Consider the following 7,730-nt stretch of genomic DNA (forward strand, 5'->3'; position numbering starts at 1 on the left):
CCTCCTCACCACCCGGCCCAGCCCTTGAGCAGGCGCTGCGCCGCCAGCTTCGACTGCAGCACGCAGTCGTTGAGCGACACGCCCCGGTAGGCATTGCTGTTGAGCTGCAGCCCGGGCAGGCCATCCAGACGCTTGGCGATCCGATCCAGCCTTTGCCCGTGTCCTTTCAGGTACTGCGGGATGCCCCTCTCGTGGAAGAAGACCCGCTCCAGCACCGGCTGGGCCGAAACGCCAATCAGCTCTTTGAGCTCTCCCCGGACCAAAGCCAGAAGCTCAGCCTCCGGCAGACGCGCCAGTTCCGGCTGGCGCGCCCCGCCCACCATGACCCGTATCAGGGCCTTGCCCTGCGGGGCGCGATTGGGGAACACGCTGGAATCCCACAAAGCGCCCAGGATGCGCCGCCCTTCCAGCCGCGGCACCAAGAAGCCGAACCCATCCAGCCCAGCGCCCAAGTCCCCGGCTTCATAGGCCAGGGCGACCACCGCCACGGGCGCGTAAGGGATGCCTGCCAGCTCGGCGGCCAGCGCCCCGTCCAGGCCGCGCAGCAAGACTCCGGCCGCATAAGCCGGAGCGGCGACCACCACCGCGTCAGCCTCGCTTTCAGAGCGCCCCTCCGCGTACTTCACCGCCAGCTGGAACTTCGAGCCTCGGCGCCCCACAGCCACGACCTCGGCGCCCAACTGCAACTCCTTGGAGAAGTTCCCGGCCAGCACCTCCACCAAGGCCTGCACGCCCGTGTCGAAAGAGGTCAAAACGCCGCCCGGCCCGGCCGACATCTCAGCCTGGGCCCCTTTTCGCAGCCTCTCCCAGCGCAGGCGCAGCATGGCCTTGACCAGCCCCCCGTAGCGCGCCTCCAGCTCGCGGATGCGCGGGAAGCAAGAGGCCAATGAAAGCTGGTCGGGGTTCCCCGCGAACACCCCCGCGGTCATAGGTTCGATGAGCTTCTCCATGGCCTCGCTGCCCAGGCGCCGGCGCGCGAAGTCAGCCACGGACTCATCTGCGCCGGAGCGATCCGGCGCGATGAAAGGCTCGGCCAAGACGCGCAGACGTCCCGGGACCGAGAGCAGGTCCGAGCCCAGGAAAGCCCCGGGTGTCTCGGGAAGCCGGTGCAGACGGCCCCCGGAGAAGACGAAGCGCTTGCGGGCCAGGTCCGAGGAGCGCAGCAGCCGGCCCTCCATGCCCAACTCGCGCGCCAATTCCAAAGAGTAGGGCTTGTTGGTCAGAAAGCCGTTGGGCCCCCACTCCATGATGAAGCCCTGCCTCCGGGAGGTGCGCATGGTGCCGCCGGGCGAGCCGCGCGCCTCGAAGATGACCAGCTCCGCCGCTCGGCCCGCGGCTTGCAGGCCTTGGCGCAGGTGATGGGCCGTGGCCAAGCCCGATATGCCGCCGCCCACGATCGCGATCCTCATGCGGCTTCCTGCGCGCAGACCACCATATCCTTGAGCGCGGCGATGAAGCCCGGAGCATCGTTGAGCGCCGGCACGCGCAGGAAAGCCTTGATGCCGGCCTCAGCCGCCACCGCGCGCATCGAGATGTCGAGGTCGTAAAGGGTCTCCGAGTTGTCGCAGACGAAACTCAGCGGCACCACCACCGCGGCCTCGACTCCGGTCCGGCCCAGGCGGACGAGCTCTTCCGCCGTGTCCGGGCCCAGCCAGCGGCCGCGGCCGGTCCGGCTCTGGAAGGCCAAGGAGCTCGGCGTGTCCGGGAAGAGCCGGCGCAAGGCCTCGGCCGTGAGCTGTATCTCCTTCAAATAGGGGTCCCCGGCGTCTATGAAGGATTGGGGCACGCCGTGCGCGCTGAAGAGCAGGTGCGTCCTCTTGCCTTGGGCTTTGGCCAAGGACCGGGCGACCAGGTCCGACAAAGCCGCGAGATAGCCGGGGTGCTGCGGCCAGGAGCGCAGCTCCTGGACCGGGATGCAGGCCTCGGCCTCCTGCAGGCAGCGGTGCAGGTCGTGGAGGCTCGAACCGGTGGTGGCGCGGCAGTACTGCGGGTAGAGCGGCAAGGCCACGGCCCGGTCCACGCCGTCGGCCAGCATCCGCGCCACCACGTCGCGGGCCGAGGGCTGGCCGTAGCGCATGGCCGCGTAGACGCGGAAGTCTCCCGCGCCGTGCAAGGCTTCCTTGAGCTGGGCTCTTTGCTGGTAGGTCAGGCGGACCAAGGGCGAGCCGCCTCCGATAGCGGCCAGCCTGCGGCGCAGTCCGGCCGCGCGCAAAGAGGAGACGGCCAGCGCGAAGAGCGGCTGCAGAGCCGGGATGGGCAAGCGCACCAGGTCACGGTCGGACAACAGCTGGCGCAGGAAGGGGCGGACCTGGTCGAGATTCTCCGGCTCGCCCATGGTCAGGAGCACGACGCCGACTCGTCCTGGCGCGGTCACGCTTGGCCTATCCTCTGCGAACGGTCCCGCCCGAAGGTGCTGGGCCCATGGGTTGGCTAGGGGACTGTGTCCGGACACAGTTCAACGGCGGGCGCCGACCTTCGGTCGGCGCGGGTTCCGGCCCAGACAGCTGAGCTGTCTGGGCCGGAACCTTCAAAAGCAAAGGCTGAGTCCCAGATGACGACAGATTCATCTCTTCCCCAGCCGGTGCACGGCCTCGACCAAAGCCCGTGCCGTGTCCGGGTCGGTCTTGGGCAGTATGCCGTGGCCCAGGTTGAAGATGTGCCCGCCCGCCGCCCGGCCGCGCTTGAGGACTTCGGCCGCCGCGGCCTCGACTTCCGGGATGGGTTTGAAGAGCGTCTCCGGGTCCAGGTTGCCCTGCAAGACGAACTTCTGCCCCACGATCTCGGCCGCACGGTCCAGCGGCACGCGCCAATCGATGGAGAGCACGTCCACCGGGAGCTCCTTGAGCACGGGCAGGAGCTTTTCGCAGTTCTCCGTGAAATGGATGACGGGCACGCCCCGGTTGCGGACGGCCTCGGCCACGCGGCTCGTGTAGGGCAGGACCCGCGTCAGATACTCGGCCGGCTCCAATATCCCGGCCCAGGTGTCGAAGAGCTGGATGGCCTGGGCCCCGGCCGAAATCTGAGCACCCACATAAGCGATGGTGGTATCCGCGAGCTTGTCCATCAGCTCGGCGAAGGTCTTGGGGTCGTCTTTCATGAGCGAGCGCAGCCTGGCGAAATCCCGGGACTTGCCCCCCTCCACGATGTAGCTCGCCAAGGTGAAAGGCAGACCGGAGAAGCCTATGAGCGGGACCAGGCCCGCCAGTTCCCGGCGCAGGACGCGGATGGCGTCGAGTACGAAGCCGAGGTCATTGACCGGGTCCGGCACGCGCAGAGCCCCGACGGACGAGCGGTCCCGCACGCCTTGGCCCAGAATGGGGCCCTGGCCTTCGTGGAACTCCAAGGGCACGCCCATGGCCTCCACCGGGATGAGGATGTCCGAGAAGAGGATGGCGGCGTCCACGCCCAGGCGCGCCACCGGCTGCAAAGTCACCTTCGCGGCCAGCTCCGGCGTCTTGCACAGCTCCAGGAAGGCGTGCTTGCGGCGCACCTCCATGTACTCGGGCAGATAGCGGCCCGCTTGGCGCATGATCCAGATAGGAGTCGTGTCCACCGCTTCTTTGCGGCAGACTTTCAAAAGACGGTCATTCATTATTTCCCTTTCTCATCCGCAGAGGCACGTAGCTGCACATGGGCTCTTCCGCCAGATGGTCTCCGGACATCAGCTCGGCCCGGGCCCGGCAGCCTCCGCAGACCTTCAGGTACTCGCAGGAGCCGCAGCGGCCTTTGTAGCTCTTGAAGTCGCGCAAAGAACGGAACAGCTCCGAGCCGGACCAGATGTCCTTGAAGGACTTCTCCTTGACGTTGCCCGCGGAGACCGGATAGTAGGAGCAGGGCTGGACGTTGCCCAGATGGTCGATGAACGCGATGCTCTGGGCGCAGACGCAGCCCTTGGCCCCGCCGGTGGAGAAGGTCAAGGAGCGGCGCTTGTAATCCTTGTCCCCGGCCTTGGCCTTCTGCGCGATGACCCGGTAGTAGTGCGGGGCGCAGGTCGGCCGCATCAGCATCGCGGTCTCGTCCTTCTCGGCCTGGTAATGCCAGTCCAGGATCTTCTCGTAGTCCTCCTTGGTGATGAGCTCTCCGAGGATGTCCCGGCCGCGGCCCGCGGGCACCACCATGAACAGGTACCAGGACTTGGCGCCCATGGACTTGGCCAAGCGGTAGACGGCGGGGATATCGGCCTGGTTGCGCTTGGTGAAGGAGGAATTGACGATGAACTCGATGCCATGGCGGCGGAAGGCCTCGGCCGCCTTCTGGGTGCCGGCGAAAGCCCCTTTCTGCCGGCGGAAATCGTCATGCACCGCGGCCGTGGCCCCGTCCAAGGACAAAGACACGATCCGGATGCCGGAGTCCATGATGCGGCCGCAGACCTCGTCGGTGACCAAAGACCCGTTGGTGGCCAAGGCCATCTTGAGGCCCTGGTCCGTGCCAAGGCTCGCAAGCTCGAAGAGATCGGGCCTGAGCAGGGGCTCGCCGCCGGAGAGCACCAGGACCGGTTTGCAGAAAGATGCGATGCCCAGGATGAGCGCCTTGGCCTCGGCCGTGGTGAAATCAGCGTCAGCGATTGCGGCCCCGGCCCGGGCCCGGCAGTGCACGCAGTCCAGGTTGCAGCGGCCCGTCACTTCCCAGGCCAGCCACTTCGGGATGAACTCGGCGTCCGCATCCATTTTTCTATTATAGACAATATCGCCTGCGCGCAGGCATGATGGCCGTCGTCGGACGCCTATGGGTCCTTGGACCCAGACCGCACCGGGACCTTGGGCTCTTCACAATATGGGTCTTTTAGTCCATAATCACTTGACGCCCTTTATGCTGAAACTCGTCCCGCTGTTCTTGGCGCCGCTGCTCGCGGCGCCGCTCCATGCCCAAACCTCGCCCTTGGCCCAGGCCGCGGCCTTGGTGGAGAATCTCAGCAGCGCAAGGAATGCGGAATCCATGGCTACATCACTCAAGCGCTTCTATGACGGCAGTCCCCGCAATAGGATACCGGCCCGGGCCGACTCCAGCTATCAGCGCCTCCAGCAGCTGCGCTCCTTGCTGAGCCTCGGCACCCCGAAATCCGACGGAAGCATGATCGGGCCTTTCGTCTTCCGGTCGGACGGCGGCCGCTCAACGACCGCCCCCACCGCCGGCTTGGAAGGCTTCGTCTACGCCGAAGGCCAAGCCGCCGCCGAAGACGGCGCGGGCTCCATCCGCCACCACCTGCAGGACTACGGCCGCTACCTCGACGACCTGCTCGCGCCCATCCCCTGGGCCGCGGAAGCCCGCAAGCATGTCAAGGAGCTCGTCTCCGGCCCAGGCTCGGACACGGCCAAGTACGACCAGCTCATGAGCTTCGTGCGGCAGTACACCGAGACCCTGCGCGCGCAGGTCGCGGCCTCGGACAAGAGCCAGTGGCTCCGCCAGGCCCGCATCTACGAGGTCTTCCCCCGCGCCTACAATCTGGCGGGCAAGCGCGCGGCCATGGGACGAGCCCCCGGCGGCGGCGCGCCCTTCTTCGCCGATTTCGGGACCCAAGACCTGCAGGACATCAAGGCTCTGGGTTTCGACGCGCTCTGGGTGATGGGCATATTCCCCATCGGACAGCGCAATCAGTCCGGCACGGGCGGCGGCTCGCCCTACTCCATAGAGGACCACGAGTCCTTGAACCCGGAGCTGGGCTCGCCCGAGGACTTCCGCGGCTTCGTGGCGCGCGCCCACGAGTTGGGCCTGAAGGTCATCATAGACTTCGTGCCCAACCACACGTCCATGGACTCCAAGCTGCTGACCAGCCATCCGGAGTTCTTCCTCCACAAGGACGCCGACCCCTCCCACCCGGACACGCCGGACAACGGCTACTTCGTCCAGGCCGACCCGGCTACGGGCAAGAAGCTCTGGGTGCATCACGGCGGCTTCAGCGTGTTCGGCAGCGTGTCCTTCTGGAACGACACGGCCCAGGTGGATTACTCCAACGAGAGCCTGCGCCGCGAGCTGGTGCGCATCGAGCGCTCCTGGGTGGAGCGCTTCGGCGTGGACGGCTTCCGCGTGGACATGGCCTACCTCGACCTCAACGCCAACTTCTCCCGGACCTGGGGCGTGGCCATGCCGCCGCGCGAGTTCATGGAGATGCTCATCACCTCCGTCAAGGCGGCCTATCCCGCGACCGCGTTCATGGCCGAGGGCTACGACAACTGGGATGAGCTCTCGTCCTGCGGCTTCGACCTCATCTACGGCAAGAACGACATGTCTCGGCCGGGCGGGCACACGGGCTGGTACGACGCGGTGCAGAGCCGCGAGCCGGGCCGCATCCGCGCCGCGATCGAGCGCGTGGAGTATCTGCAGTGGCAGAAGGGCGGCTCGGACATGCTGGACTTCATCGGCAACCACGACGAGCCCTCGCCCGCGCGCGCCTTCGGGTCTTGGATGCAGGGGGCGTCTTTCCTGACCTTGCTTCTGCCGGGCGGGCAGCTCTTCTACGGCTCGCAGGAGATCGGCTTCGACGCGGGCGGGAGCCCGGCCACGGGGCCGAAATCCATCCCCTTCGACTTCCCGGTGCAGGTGGATTGGAAAGAGGCGGACCAGGCGGTGTCGCGGTTCTACCAGGACGCTTTCCGCGCGGCCATCGCGGTGCGCGCGCACCTGGGCAATCCCTCGCTCAAGGCCCTGCACCCGCAGGGCGACCCGGCCTGGGTGGGCTATGCCCTGGTGGCCGCGGGCGAGAAGAAGCCCGGGGCGCTGGTGCTGGCCAACCCTACGGCCCAGAGCGTGGCCGTGGACTTCCGCGACGCCCAGCTCGACACGGGCTGGACGGGGACCTTGCCCGCCTACGGCTACACGCTGGTCGAGCCCTCGGGCAAATAGGCTGGCCGCTTTGCCGATGACTCCAGACAGGCAATCCCCCGAGGAACGGCCGCAGCCCTCCCCGCATGGCGCGCCCGCAACGGCCCCGCCCGGCCCGGCCGCGCGCCGCTTCTCCGGCATCGTCCCGTACCTGCTGCTGGCCGCCGGCCTGGCCGCGGCGCTGGCGCTCGGCGGGAGATTCCGGGCGGCCCCGCCCCCGCCCGCCGCCGGGCCGCCCGCGGCGGTGGCGGCGGTCCGCCCGGCCGCCACGGCAGTCGCCGTTGCCCCGACGCCGCCGATGGCCCAGGAAGCGAACGCAGCGGCCGCCGACCGCGTTCTCCTGCAGAGGGAGGATCCGCTCGCGGTCTCCGACAGGGACCGCTCCGCCGAAGCGCTGGTCCCCTACGAGGCGCCCGAGCCGGCGGCCGCTCCGGCCCCCGCCGCCCAGCCCGCAGCCGCTCCGGTCCTTGCCGCCACGCCGGCGGCTCCCGAGGCCCAGGAGCGCGCCACCGCCGCTCCCAAGCCGCACCTCCGCCTGGTCCCGTCGCTATCCAGGACATTCCAGGGCCAGAGCAAGTGTTCGTGCCCAGGAGGCGGAGGGTCGCCCCTGGGCGCCGGGCCCGCGGGCGCGTCTTTGGGGAATGGATCGAGCGGCGGGATCACGTATTACGGCCTCTCCAGCGCGAATACGCCGGTGCTCCGCGAGCAGAACTGCATCGCCGGAATCCCCAGCAAGGACAAATACGCCTCGGGAGCGCCGGTGCGCTGCGTGATCGTCCAGACCGGTGGTGGAGGCGGCGGCGGTGGCGGGGGCGGCGGAGCAGCCGCCGCCGGCATGGTCGCGGGCGTCCTCAGCCAGGCCGCGGACGGCTGCTCCTGCCCTACGCCGTTGAAATAACTCCGCGCCGCAG

At 68.3% G+C, this 7,730-nt stretch carries 7 protein-coding genes; 2 read left to right on the forward strand and 5 right to left on the reverse strand.

Annotated elements, in window-relative coordinates; genetic code table 11:
• Positions 1-5: 5 nt before the first annotated feature.
• The 5 genes from hemG to NTY77_08725 form a co-directional block, all read right to left on the reverse strand.
• The gene (gene hemG / locus NTY77_08705) at positions 6-1,409 is read right to left on the reverse strand and encodes a protoporphyrinogen oxidase (GenBank protein MCX5795557.1); all 1,404 of its coding nucleotides are present in this window, start codon (positions 1,407-1,409) and stop codon (positions 6-8) included.
• Positions 1,406-2,374 carry a ferrochelatase gene (gene hemH / locus NTY77_08710; protein MCX5795558.1) on the reverse strand — a complete coding sequence of 323 codons (969 nt, stop codon included), beginning with the start codon at positions 2,372-2,374 and terminating at the stop codon, positions 1,406-1,408. Before hemH ends, hemG begins: the two co-directional genes overlap by 4 nt.
• Positions 2,375-2,563: 189 nt before the next feature.
• Positions 2,564-3,592 carry a uroporphyrinogen decarboxylase gene (gene hemE / locus NTY77_08715; GenBank protein MCX5795559.1) on the reverse strand — a complete coding sequence of 343 codons (1,029 nt, stop codon included), beginning with the start codon at positions 3,590-3,592 and terminating at the stop codon, positions 2,564-2,566.
• Positions 3,585-4,667 carry a radical SAM protein gene (locus tag NTY77_08720; protein ID MCX5795560.1) on the reverse strand — a complete coding sequence of 361 codons (1,083 nt, stop codon included), beginning with the start codon at positions 4,665-4,667 and terminating at the stop codon, positions 3,585-3,587. The genes hemE and NTY77_08720 overlap by 8 nt, the downstream gene beginning before the upstream one ends.
• Positions 4,668-4,793: 126 nt before the next feature.
• Positions 4,794-4,937 carry a hypothetical protein gene (locus NTY77_08725; protein ID MCX5795561.1) on the reverse strand — a complete coding sequence of 48 codons (144 nt, stop codon included), beginning with the start codon at positions 4,935-4,937 and terminating at the stop codon, positions 4,794-4,796.
• On the opposite strand from NTY77_08725, the gene NTY77_08730 reads away from it, so the two are divergent.
• Together NTY77_08730 and NTY77_08735 are read left to right on the forward strand one after the other, a co-directional pair.
• Positions 4,936-6,840, forward strand: a complete 1,905-nt coding sequence (locus tag NTY77_08730) for an alpha-amylase family glycosyl hydrolase (protein ID MCX5795562.1) — start codon at positions 4,936-4,938, stop codon at positions 6,838-6,840. The two genes, NTY77_08725 and NTY77_08730, sit on opposite strands and share 2 nt — an antisense overlap.
• A gap of 16 nt (positions 6,841-6,856) precedes the next feature.
• On the forward strand, positions 6,857-7,717 hold the full coding sequence (locus tag NTY77_08735; protein MCX5795563.1) for a hypothetical protein: 861 nt from the start codon (positions 6,857-6,859) through the stop codon (positions 7,715-7,717).
• The last annotated feature ends 13 nt before the right edge of the window (positions 7,718-7,730 follow it).

Source organism: Elusimicrobiota bacterium (genome assembly GCA_026388095.1).
Taxonomy (GTDB): domain Bacteria; phylum Elusimicrobiota; class Elusimicrobia; order UBA1565; family UBA9628; genus UBA9628.